Annotated in this window: 13 protein-coding genes and 3 pseudogenes; 7 read left to right on the top strand and 9 right to left on the bottom strand. The window is 68.1% G+C overall.

Annotation, left to right across the window (positions count from 1 at the left end; translation table 11 throughout):
- Positions 1 to 581 precede the first annotated feature (581 nt).
- Together E6U81_RS29195 and E6U81_RS29190 are read left to right on the top strand one after the other, a co-directional pair.
- Positions 582 to 920 (top strand): MerR family transcriptional regulator, encoded by a 339-nt coding sequence (locus tag E6U81_RS29195; RefSeq protein ID WP_136233043.1) that lies wholly within the window; start codon positions 582 to 584, stop codon positions 918 to 920.
- Between the two features lie 244 nt (positions 921 to 1,164).
- Positions 1,165 to 1,368, top strand: coding sequence for a cold-shock protein (locus E6U81_RS29190; RefSeq protein ID WP_136233042.1), 204 nt, complete (start codon positions 1,165 to 1,167; stop codon positions 1,366 to 1,368).
- Between the two features lie 139 nt (positions 1,369 to 1,507).
- Here E6U81_RS29190 and E6U81_RS29185 read toward each other — a convergent pair whose 3' ends face one another.
- The 3 genes and pseudogenes from E6U81_RS29185 to E6U81_RS29175 all read right to left on the bottom strand — a co-directional run bounded on the left by E6U81_RS29185 (position 1,508) and on the right by E6U81_RS29175 (position 2,937).
- On the bottom strand, positions 1,508 to 1,951 hold the full coding sequence (locus E6U81_RS29185) for a DUF2267 domain-containing protein (RefSeq protein WP_136233041.1): 444 nt from the start codon (positions 1,949 to 1,951) through the stop codon (positions 1,508 to 1,510).
- A gap of 59 nt (positions 1,952 to 2,010) precedes the next feature.
- Positions 2,011 to 2,411 (bottom strand): annotated as a pseudogene (locus E6U81_RS29180) (DUF2267 domain-containing protein).
- Positions 2,412 to 2,505: 94 nt separating this feature from the next.
- Positions 2,506 to 2,937, bottom strand: a complete 432-nt coding sequence (locus E6U81_RS29175; protein ID WP_136233040.1) for an Hsp20/alpha crystallin family protein — start codon at positions 2,935 to 2,937, stop codon at positions 2,506 to 2,508.
- A gap of 104 nt (positions 2,938 to 3,041) precedes the next feature.
- Between E6U81_RS29175 and E6U81_RS29170 the strand changes: the two are divergent.
- Positions 3,042 to 3,278, top strand: a pseudogene (locus E6U81_RS29170) (type III effector protein); the annotation flags it as partial.
- A 135-nt stretch (positions 3,279 to 3,413) separates the two neighbouring features.
- Here E6U81_RS29170 and E6U81_RS29165 read toward each other — a convergent pair.
- The gene (locus E6U81_RS29165) at positions 3,414 to 3,716 is read right to left on the bottom strand and encodes a hypothetical protein (RefSeq protein WP_136233039.1); all 303 of its coding nucleotides are present in this window, start codon (positions 3,714 to 3,716) and stop codon (positions 3,414 to 3,416) included.
- A gap of 411 nt (positions 3,717 to 4,127) precedes the next feature.
- Here E6U81_RS29165 and E6U81_RS40565 point away from each other — a divergent pair, with 411 nt between their 5' ends.
- Positions 4,128 to 4,346 carry a hypothetical protein gene (locus tag E6U81_RS40565; RefSeq protein ID WP_206310040.1) on the top strand — a complete coding sequence of 73 codons (219 nt, stop codon included), beginning with the start codon at positions 4,128 to 4,130 and terminating at the stop codon, positions 4,344 to 4,346.
- 96 nt (positions 4,347 to 4,442) lie between these two features.
- On the opposite strand, the gene istB is transcribed toward E6U81_RS40565, so the two are convergent.
- Positions 4,443 to 5,258 (bottom strand): IS21-like element helper ATPase IstB, encoded by an 816-nt coding sequence (istB, locus tag E6U81_RS29160; protein ID WP_240804075.1) that lies wholly within the window; start codon positions 5,256 to 5,258, stop codon positions 4,443 to 4,445.
- A complete protein-coding gene (locus E6U81_RS29155; RefSeq protein ID WP_240804074.1) occupies positions 5,255 to 6,601 on the bottom strand; it encodes an IS21 family transposase in 1,347 nt (448 codons plus the stop codon). The genes istB and E6U81_RS29155 overlap by 4 nt, the downstream gene beginning before the upstream one ends.
- Positions 6,602 to 7,466: 865 nt before the next feature.
- On the opposite strand from E6U81_RS29155, the gene E6U81_RS29145 reads away from it, so the two are divergent.
- Positions 7,467 to 9,503: a hypothetical protein gene (locus E6U81_RS29145; RefSeq protein ID WP_136233037.1), complete on the top strand. Its 2,037-nt coding sequence runs from the start codon at positions 7,467 to 7,469 to the stop codon at positions 9,501 to 9,503.
- A 171-nt stretch (positions 9,504 to 9,674) separates the two neighbouring features.
- On the opposite strand, the gene E6U81_RS29140 is transcribed toward E6U81_RS29145, so the two are convergent.
- A complete protein-coding gene (locus E6U81_RS29140) occupies positions 9,675 to 9,959 on the bottom strand; it encodes a hypothetical protein (RefSeq protein ID WP_136233036.1) in 285 nt (94 codons plus the stop codon).
- A 35-nt stretch (positions 9,960 to 9,994) separates the two neighbouring features.
- On the bottom strand, positions 9,995 to 11,038 hold the full coding sequence (locus tag E6U81_RS29135; protein ID WP_240804073.1) for a hypothetical protein: 1,044 nt from the start codon (positions 11,036 to 11,038) through the stop codon (positions 9,995 to 9,997).
- Positions 11,039 to 12,262: 1,224 nt separating this feature from the next.
- Between E6U81_RS29135 and E6U81_RS41260 the strand changes: the two genes are divergently transcribed.
- Positions 12,263 to 12,499, top strand: coding sequence for a hypothetical protein (locus E6U81_RS41260; protein WP_240804085.1), 237 nt, complete (start codon positions 12,263 to 12,265; stop codon positions 12,497 to 12,499).
- A 132-nt stretch (positions 12,500 to 12,631) separates the two neighbouring features.
- On the opposite strand, the pseudogene E6U81_RS41255 reads toward E6U81_RS41260, so the two are convergent.
- Positions 12,632 to 12,805, bottom strand: a pseudogene (locus E6U81_RS41255) (helix-turn-helix transcriptional regulator); the annotation flags it as partial.
- A 292-nt stretch (positions 12,806 to 13,097) separates the two neighbouring features.
- Between E6U81_RS41255 and E6U81_RS29125 the strand changes: the two are divergent.
- Positions 13,098 to 13,925 (top strand): hypothetical protein, encoded by an 828-nt coding sequence (locus E6U81_RS29125; RefSeq protein WP_136233035.1) that lies wholly within the window; start codon positions 13,098 to 13,100, stop codon positions 13,923 to 13,925.
- Positions 13,926 to 14,048: the final 123 nt, after the last annotated feature.

The following is a 14,048-nucleotide window of genomic DNA, read 5'->3' as shown; positions in this document are numbered from 1 at the left end:
GCCCGCAGTGATCAGGGGCCGCCGTGAGTAGTACCGCAGTGGCAGTACCCGCAGTAGGTGCAGTTGGCAGTACCAGCGGTGAAGTCAGTGAGTGGTTCCTCGGTGAAGGCGTCGGCTGCGGGCGCGCGCACCGGGAGGTTCGGCAGTGGGGTTCTAAGCCAGAGTAGATGCAGGATGGGCGACGGGGCTGGCTGCCGAAGGTGGTGCTGTGAGAGGCCACCAGCAGTACGCGACACCAGCAGTAAAGGGCAGTACGCGCGTTACCAGCAGTTCGCAGTATCAGCAGTACGCAGTTCCCGTTTGGTAAGTGATTGATCCAGAGGAAAAGAACGGAGGAGCCGAGCGCCATCAGGATCGCCCGGGCGAGCAGTACGAAGCCCGGGTACCGCAGGACATCGATAGTGAGGTGGTCTCCGGTCACGCATCCGCGATCCCCGCACCCCCGGCAGCGTTCAGGCCGGCCGTGCGGAAACAGTAGGCCGGCGCAGTATCAGGGCCGGCAGATGGTGTGAGTAGTTCCTTCGGGGCCCGGGTGCCAGTACGGCACCCGGGCCCCTCCACGCGTTCCACAGAGAGGTGCAATGACAGCAGACGACTCGTTCGGCCGTCTCGATGACGACGACTACCCCGCCTACACGATGGGCCGGGCCGCCGACATGCTCGGCACGACCCAGGGCTTCCTCCGCGCGATCGGCGAAGCCCGCCTCATCACGCCGCTGCGCTCCGCCGGCGGACACCGCCGCTACTCCCGCTACCAGCTGCGCATCGCCGCCCGCGCCCGCGAGCTCGTCGACCAGGGCACCCCCATCGAGGCCGCCTGCCGCATCGTCATCCTCGAAGACCAGCTCGAAGACGCCCAGCGCCTCAACGCCGAATACCGCCGCGCTGCCGAATCAGCGAATCCACCCGTCGCGGCTTGAGCGGGGGCCGCGCATGCCAGTCCTCGGCGGCCCGCGCGCACCCTGCCACGGCATGACGCGTACTCGTTTCCTGTGGTGACAGCGTGTGAGGGCGTGTAGCGTCTGCGTCAGCTGTCGTGGTTCGGAAGTTCCCTTTGCCCACGCCTCGGCGTGGGCGTTTTGCTGTGCTCTGCCGCAGGAACCAGGGCGATCATCCGCCTTCCGCATGCTCTGGGAGGCGTTCATCGACTGGAAGGCATGAGACATGACTACGGGAACTGTGAAGTGGTTCAACGCGGAGAAGGGCTTCGGCTTCATCGCTCAGGACGGCGGCGGCCCGGACGTCTTCGCCCACTACTCGGCGATCAACTCCTCCGGCTTCCGTGAGCTCCAGGAGGGCCAGGCCGTGACGTTCGACGTCACCCAGGGCCAGAAGGGCCCGCAGGCCGAGAACAGCAACCCGGCCTGACCCTTCCCGGCCCCGTGGGCCCCTGAGCTTGCCGCAAGGCCCTGCTCTCTCCGGTTCGTTTCCGGACGGAGCAGGGCCTTCGTGTTCTTCCGCTTAGGGCCTGGGCCTTTGGGGTGTCTCTGGGCGTGCGTCTCGGTGGCTATGCGGCGGGGGTGAGTTCTGCTTGGCCGAACAGCAGGGCCCAGTCGGTGGGGAGCTGTTGGAGGACGCGGTGGGTCAGGTCGGGGCCGGCGTGGGCTGTGACGGCGGCGAAGACGGCGCCGGTGTCCCAGCGGGTGGTGGCCAGGGATGTGCCTGAGCGGGTGGCGAGGTCTTTGATGAAGTCCCAGCCGGCCAGTGGCTGGGTGTCGGGGACCTGTACGGTCAGCACGCGTGCCGCCTCCAGGGGCAGGCAGCGGGCCAGGTCGCCGCGTTCGTCACCGGTCAGTTGACGTCCGAGTCCGGCGAGCACCACGCGGACCGCTTCTTCGGCCCGTTCACGGGTGGGGTAGGCGCCTTCGTATCGGACCTTCTCCAGCATCTGCTCGTATGCCGTCGAGCACGGCTGCTGGTGCGTGAGCGGTACGCGCGCGTCGGTGATCACTGCGGGACATGCCTTTCAGGAGCCGTGGGAGCGCAGGCACGTGGCACTCCCGGATTTCGTCAGTTGGGCTGGGGGCGGCCGAAGAGGAGGTCGTAGCCGACGGGGAGCTGAAGCAGGATCTGCTCGGTCAGGTCTTCGCCTGCCGTGTCGGCGACGGTGGACAGCGCGGCGCTGACGTCCCACGTCGCGGCCTGCTCGGTGGCGCCCTCGATCCAGGCGGCGGTCGCGCGGACGAATCGCTCGGGGGGGAAAAAAGCGGCTCGGCGCTCTGCAGCGGGTTGAGCAGGATCAGGGCGAAGCCTTCCGGCAGACGTGCCGCGAGCTGGGCGCGGACCCTGCCGATCAGGTGGGCGCCGAGCAGGGCGAGCACGACGCGCGCCGCACGTTCGGCTTCCTCCGCTGTGTCGTATTCGCCGCGTTCCTTCACGCGGTCGAGGAACGCTTCGCGTCGCAAGGTCATCAGCCGCCCCCTTGGTGTTGTCGGTTCCATAGGGGTGCGGAGGGCGGGGAGGGGCAGATCAGGTGGCCGTCCTCCACACCGGTTCCCGACTGGGTCAGCCGGAGATCTCCTTGTGGCCAGAGCCGGCACCGATGGAGACCTTGCGGGGCTTGGCGCGCTCCGCGATCGGGATGCGCAGGGTGAGAACGCCGGCGTCGTAGTCGGCCTGGATGCGCTCGGTGTCGAGGGTGTCGGCGAGCATGATCTGGCGGGAGAAGACGCCCAGCGGCCGCTCGGACAGCTCCATCTTGACGTTGTCGACCTTGGCCGTCGGCCGTCGCTCGGCCTTGACGGTCAGCGTGTTCCGCTCGACGTCGATGTCGAGCGCGTCCGCGGTCACGCCGGGGACATCGAAGGCCACCACGTACTCGTCACCCTCGCGGTAGGCGTCCATCGGCATCACCGACGGCTTCGACCAGGTACCTGGGCCCATCAGCTGCTGCGCCATCCGGTCCAGCTCACGGAAGGGGTCAGTGCGCATCAACATCGTGAAACACCTCCAGCAGGTTCGAGCGGTTGCTGCCAATGCGCTGCACAGACCCTGTTGTAACATGTCATCTAATGGATGACGATCATATCGTCGTCAGCCTGATGACAATCGAGGGGGTGCCCGTGACCACAGCCCACCAGCCACCTGTGCCCGGCCCAGAGGCCCACAGTCCGGCGTCCTTCATGGCCGCCGCGGCAGCCCTGGCCGCCATGGACGAAGCCCTGCGCGGTGCCCAGAACGACACGCCCGACACCGCCGGGCCCGGCCCCGAGCAGGCTCTGGCCTCCCTGATGCTGCTGCGGCAGGTGCGAGAGCAGCTCGCCGGCTGGGATGATGGCGATTCTTGAAAATGGCCGCTGGTGTTCTTCGCCTCACTTCGTTGCTGTTTGAACGGTGTGGGGAAGGTGGGGAGCCTGAGAGCATGCGTGGGCCCCGCCGACCGTCAGGTCGGCGGGGCCCGGTGATGGTGGATCTCAGCTGGTGGTCAATTGATCAGTCCGCACTTCGAACTCGGTCTCTCCTTCGAGAGATTCGAGCCCCCAGGGAGTGATGGAGATCTTGGCCGTATCCGAAGTGCCGGCGGTCAGGACGTCACAAAGGACGCCGACCTCGACGGGGTAGCGGGAGTCGGGGGTCAGGTCGTCGCCGGAGAAGACGGGCCACTTGTCGATGAAGGCCCACTGCTGGTGGTGGGCGTCGGTGAAGCGGACCTCGACGAGGCCGGGCTGGGGTTCGTCGTCGACCCATCGGACCGCTTCGCAACGCAAGAAGACCATGGGCAGACTCTGCCAGTAGGGCCCTGCCATCGGCAGCCGGTTTTCCAGGCTGCCGACAGCTGATGGTGGTGTCACGGAGCCCGGCGGAGTGGGACGACATCGGGAAGGCCGGTCGGGATGGAGGGTCGGGCGGCTTCTGGCGTCGCGAGGAGGGCGACGATTGTCACGGGCTGTTGGCAGTGGGGGCAGTTGCGGGTTGCCGTGGGCTCTAGCGGGTCCCGTTCCGGGGCCTGGCGGTAGGCAGGTCGTGCCGCGGGTTTCGGTGTCGTCGGCAGACCGGGCATCACGGGAGGCGGGGCCGCGGCGGGGTAAGGCGTCTCACCGAGGCGGCGGGCTCGATCCTGCTCTCGGGCCTGCTCTCGGTAGCGTTCGGCATCCCTGCGGCAGGTCGGGGAACAGTAGACCTTCCGGATGGTCTTGGCCGAGTCGAAGGTTCCGTCGCAGACCGGGCAGATCCGGCTCTCCATCGCGTTCTTGCTGGCACGGGCCGCGGTCCGGCACTCCGGGGAACAGAAGATCCGGCGAGGGCTGATGTCGGTGGTGAACTCGTTCCTGCACTGCGGGCAGGTTCGCTGGACTGGGATGCGCCGACGGTTCTGTTCGCGGCAGGTGGGAGAGCAGAACACCTGACGGCTGGTGCGTTCGGCGACGGTGAAGACGGTCTCGCAGTGCGGGCAGAGACGGGCCATCTCGGATGGAACCTCGGTGGTGTCGGGGCTGGAGCCGTCAGGAGACACGGGCGTTCACCCCGGCACGGAGGGTTTCGGCCTGGGTCCGGTGGCCGCGCAGTCGGTAGGAGGGGCCGTCGATGCCGGCGACGGCGGCCCGGTGCAGGAGCCTGTCGAGCATCGCGGCGGCGACGGTGGCGTCACCGAAGGCTCCGGCCCAGTCAGCGATGCCGACATTCGTGGTCAAGATCGTGGACGATTTGAGATACCTCTGGTTGATCACCTGGAACAGGGCGGAAGCGCCGTCCTCGGGCAGCGGGAGGTAGCCCAGTTCGTCGATGACCAGAAGTTTCGGGCCGGCGAAGAAGTTCATGCAGGACTTCCACCGGCCTTCGAGAGCGGCCTTGTGGCAGCGGGCCGAGAGCTCGGCGGCGGTGGTGAAGTAGACGCGGTGCCCGGCTTCGACCGCGGCCCGGCCGAGGGCGACGGACAACATGGTTTTGCCGACTCCGGGCGGTCCGACGAACAGGACGTTGGAGGCGTCGTCGAGGAATCGCAGGGTGGCCAGGTCGCGGATGAGTTTCTCGTCGACGCCGGGCTGGGCGGCGAAGTCGAAGTCGTTCAGGGTCCAGGGCTCGGGCAGGCAGGCGAACCGGAGCCGGGCCGCGAGCCGGCGGGCTTCGGTGGCCTCGACCTCGATCTCCAGGAGCCGTTCCAGTGCCGCGGTCAGTGACATCCGTTCGCTCCGGGCCTGGTCCAGGACGCGGTTGAGTGCCTCGGCGGCATCGTTGAGTTTGAGGTAGGACAGGTGGCCTCGCAGCTGCTGGAAGCGGCGTGCTTCGCTCATCTGCATCGGCGACGATGGCGTACTCACTCCTCGTTCTCATCCTTCGGTGAGGGAGCTGTCCGCAGCCGGTCGGCCACGGCGGCATAGTGGGACAGGTCGATCACGACCCGTTCGGCCGGATCCCCGGCCGCAGGACGGCCGCGCAGACGCTCGGCCTCTGCGAGAGCGGTCGCCGAGGGCGGCCTTCGGACCTTGGTCTTGCAGGGGGCCCGGTCGGAAAACGACGCGAGCACGGCTCGCTCCAGTGCGATGACGTGGCCGTCGTCGCGGATGGTCTGCCCGGATCCCCGAGGGGCCCGGCGGTGCTGGGCGATGACCGCCCGACCCGCCGTGGCGATCCGCAGGATGTCCTCGCCCAGGCGGTTGAGGATCATCACCTGGATTCCGGGCAGGCCAGGAGGGACGGAGTAGAAGTTCCCCTCGAACTGCACCAGGCTCTGCGGGCTGACCGTCCGCTCGACTTCCAACTCGGCCGGGAACGGTCGCACCGGGATGTCCAGCATCGGCTCAGCCGCGGCAAGCTCACCGACCGTGGTGGCGATCCCGTCGATGCGGCGGCGCCGCTCGTCCATCCGGGCGGCGAGTTTGTCGACGCCGGACTGGGCCTGGACGACGGTCAGCCCGTCGGGGACCGTGCGCCACCATCGTTGGGCGGCGGAGTGGTTGGTCTTCTCCACCACTCCTTTGCGGTTGCCGCGGCGGGGCGGGCAGATATCCACGCCGGCTCCGTAGTACTTGGCGACGGCGGCGAAGGAGGAGGAGGAGGAGGTCATCTGCCCGCTGGAGGGGTAGCAGACCGTCGCCATCCGGTCGAAGCGCCACCGGCGGGCCGTTCCGCCGAGCTTTCGCATGACCTCGTCGAGAGCCTGGACCAGGTGGGGGAAGTCCTCGGACTCCGAAAGGACCGCCCGCCACCGGCCCGAATGAGCAAGCGCCCCCACCAGCAGGTGGGCGTGCTCACCCACTCCCCACCCCTCCGGCGGATTCGGCAGCTCCAGCCAGTCGAACTGGATCTCCTCACCGGGCGGATGCGCGATCACCGCGACGTTCCTGCCGGTGGAGGCGTGACACGGTTCGCAGTGCGGGCGGACCTGATAGCGGCGCAGGGCCCGGGTGAAGGTGGAGTACGCGCCCTCGTAACCGAGTTCGGACACCTCATCGAACAAGGTCGAGGCCCACAGGTGCGGGTCGTCGGCCAGGCGCTGGCGGCAGTAGGGCAGGAACGGCACGAACGCGTCCGGTCCCTCGCGTCGCTCGCCGGGGGTTCGCTCGCCGTTCAGATAGGCACGGATCGTCTTGCGATCACGGCCCAGATGCCGCGCGATCGCCGAGATCGTCCATCCCTGACGACGCAGAGCATGAGCGTCCACGTCTTCCTCCCGAGTGAGCATTCAGGCCCCCGAACAGGCCGAACTCCAAGCTCACGCAGGCTTTCCACGACACGCCGACACCAGTTCGACACGCCGGGAGGATCACACAATGGATGGGGAGATCAAGAGAGCAGGTTTGCCCCACCCCAGAGCGACAAGTGGGGAAATCCAAATATCCCCATCATTTGCCCAGGGGCAGGCCGAGGCCGAGCGCCTTCGCGAGCAGAGGGAACGGGCAGAGTCCAGGGGAACCGCCGAGGCCCGCGCCCTGGCCAGGGCCCGCACCGAGAAGGCCGGACTTACCCGCCTCCCGCGCCAGGCCACGGCAGCCGCGTCCGAGCTCCTCGACCGTACCGCCTGAACTCCGTGCCCAAAGTCCTTGAGACCGCACGCCGTACGGCGGGCCAGTACATGGCTATCACCGGGCGATCGAGGCCAGGCCCCGCTCCCGTCTCTGGCGGACAAGCCGCACATCGCGGAGGCGGTGGAGCGGCAGACCGTCGCGATGCGGGAGTTGTCCCGCCGGGACTTCCCCGAGCCCGACCTCGTCCCGGACTACGCGCCGGCACCGATCAAGCAGGGTCCCCAGCGCCACCGCCAGACCGCGGCGACCGAAACCGCTGCCATGCGCCGGGCCCGGACCGAGCGCGCTACCTGGAAGGGGCAGGCCACGACGGTGTGCTTGACAGGGCAGCGAGGGCATCGCAGCTGGGGCGTGGCCTGAGTCGAGTCGGAAGGCGATCTGGTTGGTGTACTCGGCTGGTGACAGGATGTGTTGGCGGGAGAGACGGGGGAATTTGTGCGCACGGACAGGCGACAGATCCAGACGGCGGTGCTCGGAGGGGCGGACTCGGATGAGCCGTTGATGCTGCCGATGGAAGCGATCGAGCTGGATTCATTCCGCCGTGTCCACGAGGACGACACCTTCTGGTGCGGGACTCTGCTCGGCGGCTGCGGCGGGCAGCTGACCACGAAGCTGTACACGGACCGGGCTTGTCATTTCGCGCATTACCCGGATCCGGCCGGGCTGCCGCACGTGTGCGGGCGTCGCTCCCGCGGCGTGGACAGCGCAGACCACCTCTATGTGCGGTCGGCGGCCGCGGCCTGGCTCGCCGGCTGCGGGGAGCAGGCGACCTTCGACTACACCCGCACCGAAGGGGCGCCGATAGGGTCCATTGTGGATGTGCGCTGGCGGCATGGCGCTCTGCGGGTGCATCTGGACCAGGCGGTGGCGCCGGTGTGGGACTGCGCTGTCGAGCCGGTCCTCGGGACGATGGTGCCGGTCGACCGCGACACGCTGATCCGCCGCTGGTACGTGCACCGGATCCGCCTGAACAGCGTCGGCACCGCGCGCCACGTGCAGATCGGGACCGAGGCATTCGCCCGGCCGATCGAATGGTTCGCTCTGGACGAATGCGAGATGACGGAGCGCGGGTTGTCGACGCCGGCGATTGAGAAGATCGTCCAGGCCCGCACAGCGCCGCGGCCATCGCTGTGGTCGCCCGGTAAGGCGAGGAAAGTGGCGGAGCCGGAGGCACGCGCCCGGGCGCTGCTGCGCCGACTGGTATATGCACGTAGTCGGATCGAGTCCGTGCCCGTGGTGAAACAGGTGTGCGCGGACATCGAGAATCTGACGGATGTGGACGGGGAGCTCCAGGAGCAGCTCGAGACTGCCGTTCGCTACGCGAGGGCCTGGCTGGTCGAGCAGGGCGAGGAGCGCCGCAAGCTGTTCGACAACTTGAACAAGGCTGTCGCTGAGCAGAAGCCTGGGCGGGTGCGCAGGCTTCTGATGTGCGTCAACGCGACGGCAGCTGAGGATCACACGGACGCCGAATCCGCCGTCTACGAGCGGGCGACCACGTACTTCGAGAGCCTGGACGACCTCATCCGGGACGCAGTCGAAGCGGAAGCCGACACGGAGAAGGCAGCGCACAGAGCGGCGGCTCGGGTCCGCAACGCCCTCCAGCGTCTTCGCGGGTACGACGCGTACACGCCCAACCTGCGCTCCCAGGTGGAGGAGCTTGCGCGGTCCGCAGTGTTGGCCGGGGAACTGCTGACCCGTGTTGAAGCGCGGCGCGTGGAGGTCTGGAAGAAGCGGGCGGCAAGGAGGCCGCAGGATCAGCTTCGCGTGGCGCGGCGGTACTGGATCCAGCGGAGCTGTCCGCGCTGCAACGCGCAGCAGGGCAAGGCCTGTGTGCTGGTCGAGGGGCCCAACAGCGGGAAGCCGCGCAAGGACGGCCACAACGAGCGGATGCAGCTGGAGTTGGATGAGCGGAAAGCCGCACGAGAGCTGGCCCGGCAACAGAAGAAAGCCCGGCAAGAGGTCGAGGCTTCTGCCGAGCGGATGCAGCCGGCCCCGGAGGCGCACGAGAATGAGGTCAGCCCTGCACGTCCGCTCCAGGAGCAGCGGCTGCAGTCGGGCCGGAAGGGCCAGGCGCATGAGGCGAGGGTGAAGGCCGCGGCCCGGCTGCACCACCAGGTGCCACGCGGCGACTGGTACCGAATGACATGCCCGCGATGCTACGCCGGCCCTGACAAGCTGTGCGAGAACGACGATCGAGTCGGCCCCAGCGCGAAGCGGCAGCTTCCCCATGACGAACGCCTGCGCCGCGTTCTTGAGAGCAGCGACCGCAGTGTCCCCGGCAAGCATCAGAGGGGCGCCCGCGAGGAACGTCGGCATCAGGCTCCGCCGCCTGTCCGGGCTGAAGCCCGGCTTCCTCGGCCGCGCAGGAGAGAGCGGGAACCACAGGAGACCGCGGGCTCGGCGGCGCGGACGTGGCATGCGAAGGAGGTCACCTGCCCGAAGTGCCAGGTTGGCCCGGACCTGCCCTGCGTGCCCCGCGGCCTCCATCATGAGCGGGTGGAGTGGGCGAAGGAGTTCACCCGGAAGTTGTGGGGCTAAGGCACCCGCCACTGCGCCGCCCGGCCAACGCGACGCTGGGCCGGTTCCAGTGGCAACGATCTGCTGGAGGCAGCCTCTCCCTTCCTTACGCCGTAAAGAAGGACGTCGCATTTCCTGACACCACCGGCCTGGGTGTCCCAGGCAAGACGGCGTACTCACGGCGCGGGCAGCTCAGGTGCCACCCTCCTGCCCGGAGGGACCAGCTGTCCGGCTGACGAGTGGTGTGGGGACTCCAGTGCCGGCCGGGTGCACTTCCAAGCCGCCGTCGGCGTTCAGCACGGGACGACGGCCTGGATAGGTGCGCCTTGCGGCCTCCACGTCACGCTCGTCGAAGTCGCCGGCGAAGACCAGTACGCCGTGGACGAGCTCCGCCTTCGGTGCGGCGGTGGGCCAGCGGGCGAGGAGGGCCTCCGCGGTCATGGGTGCTGCTGGTGGCGGCAGGTCCGGTCCGGGCATGCGCGGCGTCCTCTCGTTCGGTGACCGACGTTCCGTTACTGCAGCTGCTCCGTCTGACGGTGCCGGTCGTGGTGTTGGACTGCTTGCTCGGGAAAGGCGCGGGCCATCCAGTCCGCTGGGGCGCCGACCTGGTGCAGTGTTGCGATCTGCCGGTCGTAGTGGTGCCCTTCGGGGCTGGCGTGGACGCGCAGGTAGATGGGGTCGTCGTTGCCGGTGGTGTGGCCGTCGAAGTAGAAGGCGCAGGTGTGGTCCCACTGGTAGGGGGCGTCCGGCTCGGCGCAGCGGCAGAACCGGTGGGCCACGCGAACCGGCAGGCCCCAGCGCGGGTGGCACAGCCGGTGCAGGAGCTGGTCGTGCCGGCGGGCCCGGGGATGGGCGGTGCGTGCGTCGATCTTCCAGCTGTCGCCGTCGTCCCAGCACTGGACGCGGTAGAAGGCTGCGACGGTGTGGAAGAGCGCGATTCGCCGCAGCAGCCCGCTGCCCACCGCGGCTCGGCGGGTCCGTGAGGCTTCGAGGCTGGGATAGGCGCTGAGGTGGCTGGATTCCACGCTGTCGAGCTGCGGGGTCGTCCACAGTGGCCGCAGACCGGTCTCGTCGCACCAGTGCCGGTGCCGGCGCTCGATGTCTGCCCAGCCCTCCGTCAGCCCCTTGGGCAGTGTGAGTACGAGGGTGGCTGTGTGACCAGGGTCTTTCACGGTGTGCAGGTGGAGCTGTCGGCCGCCAGCCTCGATGCCGCTCATCCGCAGGCCGGGAATTCCGTGCGGGTCGTCACCACTTCCTGGTGCGGGAGTCGGGGGCAGCAGCCGGCTCAGGCAGTGCTCGGGGAAGGAGTATCGCCCCAGGCCCATGTAGGCGTCGAGGTGCAGCGCGAGGGACGTGGCGCTGCTGCTCAGCGAGGTGATGCCGAAGGGGTGTGCGCACAGATCCGGAGGAGTGCCCAGTCGCTCGAGGACGAGGCTCTCCAGCCGTGCCTGCGCCGGGGAGGCCGCGGGAGTCGGGTGGCTGGTGCGGCGGGAGTGGCCACTGCACTCGGACCAGTAGCGGAGTTTGCGGGATTCCCACGAGGAGCGGTCACTCACGGCAGTGCCTTCCTGACGCGCCTCCGCCCGATCCATCCCGGCACGTCATGAACACTGACGAGCTGCTGGTGCGATTCCTTGGTACAGGCCGGTGCACTGCCACGCTCCTTGCGTTCCGGTACGCCGGATCGGGCGGCGGTCGGAACGTGGCCCGCCTCGGGCCACCGCCCATCATCCAGCCGGAGACTGTGCCAGCTCGGGCGACACCGTCAGGGCGAACATCCCCGCGGGTGCGGGGAGCAGCCGTCCGGCCGGAGTGTGCAGGTCGGAGCGAGGGTTGCACCACTCCCGCATCGGTGGGGAGCACCGCGAGCGCGGCGAGCATCCAGTCGACCTTGGCGGACCACCCCTGCGCCGGCGGAATGTGAGCCCATCTACGACCTCGCCGGTCCACCGTGCGTTGGCGGGGAACCAGCAGCGACCTGGCCGACGGTCCCACCTACTCGTCAAGCGGCCTCTCGGAGGCGTGCCATCAGCTCGTCGACACCAGCCACGTCACGATGCACGCGGAAGTGCGGGGCCAGGCTTTTCACGAGGGTCACGCAGCGGTCTGCGCCGATTCGGGAGGCCAGATCCAGAGATTGGGTGGCGGCGGCCGCTGCCTGTTCGATCTCTCGGGCCTGTAGCAGGCTGCGTGCTTCCGACGCGAGAAAAACACCGCGGGTTTGTCCCGTGAGCTGGGTAGAAGGGCCAGTCCTTCGCCGATGTGAGTTCTGGCCTTGGCGGGCTTGCCGAGTCAAGGAAGCAGTGGCCTGAGTCGACAGCGAGGTCCGCAGGGCTCATCCAAGAGCACCAGGATGGTGTCGCCTCTCGAGTGTCCGACTGGAGCTCGCGTTCGGCTGTAGCCAGGTCGGCGTGGCATTCCCGGCCGGCGCCTGTGGCCGCGTGGGCCCGTGCCCGACGTAGGTGCAGGAGGGAGCGGGCTGCAGGGTGCCTGGTCCGCGTCAGTGCGCTGGACAGCGGTGCGATTGCGTTGCCGGGCTTGTCCAACCAGATCGCCTGGTACGCGAAGTCGGAGAGAATTCCGGCGCCCATGTCCCTGTCTCCGGCCGCGTGAGCGCTCGTGAGGGCGGCGTTCCACAGGCGCCCGGCAGTGAAGTGTTGGCCCTGGTCGAAGCGATACCAGCCGCAAGTGGAAGCCAGTGACGCGGCGAGCAGGTGCAGCCGCTGACCGTTGTCAGCGCTGTATCTGCCGCCTGCGATCAGATCGGTGACCGTGTCGAGATGAGCATCCAAGAGTTTCGCCGCGTGCTGTCGCTGCTCGGTCGGCAGGCCGGTCAGACGAGTGCTGGCCGATTCCAGCCAGTCAACCAGGTCGGAGCCTGTCCTGTCGTGGTCCAGGGCGGCGGTCAAGCGCCCCGGTTCACGGTCGGCCCACTGGGCGGACAGGCCGGCGAGCGCGACGGCCCCGAAGGCCATGAAGTTGCGGCGGTCCATGAGGTCCTTCTGAGCGGCTCGTAGGGCTGGGACGGTGTTTGCCTGGCCGAGCGGGAAGGGGTCCTCCCGGCCAGGCAGCCAGTGTGGCCACAGGTGCCGGTTCAGCTCGTCGGCCGGTACGGCGAAGACAGCCGCAATGAGGAGCTGGGACTCCAGGGAGGGTGTCTTATGGCCGTTCTCCCATCGGCTGACGGCAGGTACGTCGATGCCAGATCGGAGGCCTTCCGGGCGGGCGGCGGCTGCGCTGTGCAGGGCCTTGACCAAGTCCTTCTGGGACCAGTCGCGCAGCTGCCGCGCGTAGGCGAGCGGGTGCCGAATCGGGTCGTTCACGAACCCATCCCATCATCGACTGTGAGCGAGAGACTACCGGCCGTGCCTGCGGGACAACAGCGGGACAACGGTCAACGCCTACGTTGAGGAAGCGGGTTGGGCTGTACTCATCTCTCCAATCGAACAAATGAGGGAGTATCAGTGGAAGCCACCGCCCATCCCGCATCCCCAAACACGGTCCTCGCCAACGCCCTGACACACGCTGAAGACGTTCTCGCTCCCCGTATCAAGGCACAGCGGCCCGATAGTGTCGTGTTCACAGTCGGAACGCAGATCAACGGGGTGCCGCACGTTGGCACGTCCCTCGTCCAAAGCCTGGCGTTCGCCACCGCAGCGCGCGTCCGGGACGATTCGGGATCGAAGCCTCGGTGCACTGGACAACGCACCTGCCGAGCTCGCCCACGACCCGAAGACCGGCAACCGCTACCAGCGTGCCTACGCGCAGGCTCTGGGCGAGCGTGCTGTCCTCGCCCACGTCGCCGAGACCTACGGGCCGCTCTTCGAATCCTTGACCGCCCAGACCGGCATCCCGCACGAGGTCCACAACTACTCCGAGCAGCAAAGCAGCGAGAACTTCCGCCAGACCTGGCTTCACCTTCTTCCACGCCTTCCGGCGGCCCGCTGGTGGCTGGCCCCGTCCACAGGCATGCCGCACGTTCGGGTGCCCTGCCCTGCGCATGCATGCGGTTGGGCTGAGAAGTACGCGCAACGCACCTTCGTCCAGGCCGGCCGTTCAGCAGCGGAGATCCGGGCGGTGTGTCTGCACCACGGCTCGTACAAGGTGGACCTGGACACCGCCACTGGAAACGGGTACCTCGATCTGGCGACGCTGTACCGGAATTTGGTGAAGGAACTCTCGCTCTCCGGGGCACGGGAGACGCTCCACGTCATGGTGAAAGGTGGAGACTGGGTGTTCGGGTCACACCTGGTTGACGGGGCACTCGACGCCGTTGGCAAGCCACCACGTGCGCCTGTGCGCCTCTTCTGCCCGCAGATCGTTACCGACACAGGAGCGAAGCTGTCCAAGTCCCTGATTCGCGAAGGCCGCGTTGAAATGCCCGCAGGTGCGGCACCCTGGGTGCTCGACACCCGCCACTGGGAGGGAACACCGGACGACTAAGGGCTGTCCCGTAACTGTCAGGAGGGGTGAGAGTCGGGCTCAGCCTTCCTCGTGGTCTGCTGCTGCGGCCCAGCGACGGATGTGTGGGTCGGGATGGACCCCGGCGGATGTGAGCGTGCTTTC

Origin of the sequence: Streptomyces sp. A0592 (assembly GCF_004795115.1) — a bacterium.
GTDB classification, from domain to species: Bacteria; Actinomycetota; Actinomycetes; order Streptomycetales; family Streptomycetaceae; genus Streptomyces; species Streptomyces erythrochromogenes.
Note: the sequence above shows the minus strand (reverse complement) of the source record. Positions and strands in the feature narration are given on the sequence as shown.